Source organism: Akkermansia sp. UNK.MGS-1 (genome assembly GCF_000980515.1).
Taxonomy (GTDB): Bacteria; Verrucomicrobiota; Verrucomicrobiia; order Verrucomicrobiales; family Akkermansiaceae; genus Akkermansia; species Akkermansia muciniphila.
In genome coordinates this window covers 4,614-7,290 of record NZ_LBCB01000004.1, presented here as the reverse complement: position 1 = coordinate 7,290, position 2,677 = coordinate 4,614, and the positions used below count along the sequence as shown (strand labels likewise).

Annotated in this window: 2 protein-coding genes and 1 pseudogene; all 3 read right to left on the bottom strand. The window is 48.2% G+C overall.

Features of this window, described 5'->3' with window-relative positions:
* Positions 1 to 882 (bottom strand): annotated as a pseudogene (locus tag WW58_RS02285) (sugar-binding protein); the annotation flags it as partial.
* Positions 883 to 1,112: 230 nt separating this feature from the next.
* Complete coding sequence (locus WW58_RS02280; RefSeq protein ID WP_143245718.1) at positions 1,113 to 1,547, bottom strand: hypothetical protein; 435 nt, start codon at positions 1,545 to 1,547, stop codon at positions 1,113 to 1,115.
* 5 nt (positions 1,548 to 1,552) lie between these two features.
* Positions 1,553 to 2,677: RHS repeat domain-containing protein (locus WW58_RS02275; protein ID WP_046435087.1), on the bottom strand; the 1,125-nt coding region annotated here is incomplete at its 5' end.

Here is a 2,677-nt window from a genome sequence, read left to right as displayed (position 1 = left end):
CCCCGCCGGACGGCCGAGCCCGTCATAGAGTTCGGAGACCTGCCAGGAGAGGCCGTTTGCCTCAAGGCAGTCTGTTTCCGGTTCCCCGTAGGGATTGCAGGCGAAGGTTCGCGTTCCGGAGGCATCCGTGATTTGCGTCAATTGACCGAGGTGGTTGTAGGAGAAGCTCTGGCCGGGCGTGGCGTCCGAGTAGCTGATTCCCGCCGGCAGCCCGCGGGCCTGTTCGTAGGTGCAGGTCTTCACGATGCCGCGGGCGTTCGTTTCCGTGGCGAGCCTGTTGAAGGCGTCCCAGGTTTTGTCCACGTGCGTTCCGTCGGCATACGTTTTGCGCGTTTCCAGCCCCGTGGCTTCGTCATAGCTCCAGGTGGTGACGTCTCCATTCGCGCGGCCAGTAGGGTCTTCCGCGACGTCTCCTTCCTGCGCCGCGCGGAAGGTGGTCAGGCTCACCAGGCGGTCGGCTTCGTCATAGCCCAGGAGCAGGGGCTGCGTCCCCGTCCCCCATTCGGCCGTTTTCCGGCCTCTGGCGTCGTATCTGGCGCACACCGTATTTCCCAGCGCGTCCGTCACCACGGCGGCCAGGTCGTGGCAGGCGTCGTATTGCGTCACGGTTTCATTCCCGGCGGCGTCTGTCACGCTGACGGCCCGACCAGCCAGGTCGGTTCGGATCGTCGTTGTGTTGCCGCGGCCGTCCGTGCGGGTCAGGGTCACGCCCGTGGCCGTATAGGCGCGGGCGGCCGTTTCCGTGATGCCCGCGTGGTTCTGCTGCGAGAGCATCAGGCCGTCCGCCGCCACCGTTTGAGCCGTGACGCTGGAAGAGGGGACAACGCTCTTTTGGATTCTTTTCGTATTTTCAGCATACTCCGTCCATTCCGCCGAAGTCAAGCCGCGTTCGTCAACGATGACCGTTTTTGTTTCCAGAACCCCGGAGAGTTCGGACAGGAGCTGCTTCTGTACGGAAATAAGCGGATGACCATCAGCATGTGCAGAGCAGTAAATTGGAACGGAGACAGGTGTTAAAATGAATATCTAAAAAACACAACTATTTTTATATCATCAAAAAAATCCTCACAGGATTAACTTGTGAGGATTTTTTCAACATTACATTTAATTAATTACTTTTCACGAATACGTTCAACAACAAGAAAATCCCCGCGTAGAGTTCTTACAACTTTAGCACGAAAAATATAACCATTTTTTTTCCAATCGCTAAAAAAAGCATACTGAGCTTGCGAAATTTTCATTTTTTTCTTATACATTCTAGATTCAATATACTTTATGTCACCTTCCAGAGGAAATATAGTTTTTATTTCTGAGGGCATCTTGACTGGAACAGGAGAATATAAAGTCCAAAAATAATGTTCGTAACTTATGTCTTTTCTTTTTCCTCCTCCGTCGCTCGCAGAAAGAACTATGCTACTGGAAGGCAAATCAATTCCAAGATGTTCGTTTAATTTACAAATATCCCATGATTCTTGTTCAGGATCACATCCTGTTGTTAATAAAATATAAAAAGCAAAAAAAGTTCTATATAATATTCTTATATTCATATTTTTTATCGTCTTAATTTTTCTGATTCCCATCCGTCATATATCTGCAATGATTTTCCTTTTTCTAATTTTAACGTCTTTTTTATTGACCCACGCATATCAAATTCGCGCGCAATTCCCTGACGATGAAATTCTCCCATAAACTCATCAGTAATAACACATCCTAGAAAAGTTACTTGTTTTCCATTATCCCAATTGTAACGGTCATAAAATTTATATTCAAATTCAAATGTATATTCTCCATTGCAAATAGTCACATTTCCTTTACCCCATGCTTTATATCCACCAACGGCATAAAACCAATTTGAACTTTCTTCTTGACCATTGTATCCGATAGATACAGTCCCTGATGTTATACTATGTTTCCCATCAGGAAGAGTGTCAATAAAAGAACGAGCCATATTAAGTTCTCTCTCATAGAGATCTTTTGCACTAGGAACCTCATCAATCATCTTTTGCAATCGAATGGTATAATCACTTCCTGTACTTCTAAAATAATGTTGCAAATGAGCTACAGCATCAGGCATTGCTACTGAAATGGTATTTAAACAATTTAAAATAAGTCCTTTCAAAGCTACTATTTTCAATGTCCATCCCTTAGAATTCCAAACTCCAGCACCTACATCAGGTATTATAGGAGGATCATCAACACCAATTTGATAATCCGCCAATCCAAGCAGATCATATCGTTTTGTTAAACTATTACAAATAAATCTATATAAATTCCACCCTCCCTGTTCCATGATGGGATCTCGGCTGATCCACCTGCCGTCGTGCGGATTGAGATGCCGGTAGTTGTAGTAGATGAGGCCGAGCTCGTCGTCCATGTATTCGCTCGAGAAGCGGAATTTGTTCTCTTGCGCCATGTTGCCTTCCGACGTGACCAGCCCTCCGTACGGACGGTATTCGTACAGGGCACGGCGTCCGCGCGCTTCCCCGAAGAGCGAGGTGACGTTCTTCATCGCGTCGTGCATGCAGTAGAGATGCTCTTTCTCCTGCGTCCCGTTCGCCTCCCAGCTCGTCATGGCCAGGACGCGCGTGGCCTGAGGTTCCGAGGGGTCCCAGAGGTAGCTGCGCACAAGTGCCGGCGTTTCCCCGGTCAAGTCGCACTCCGCCACCTGCAGGTAGTC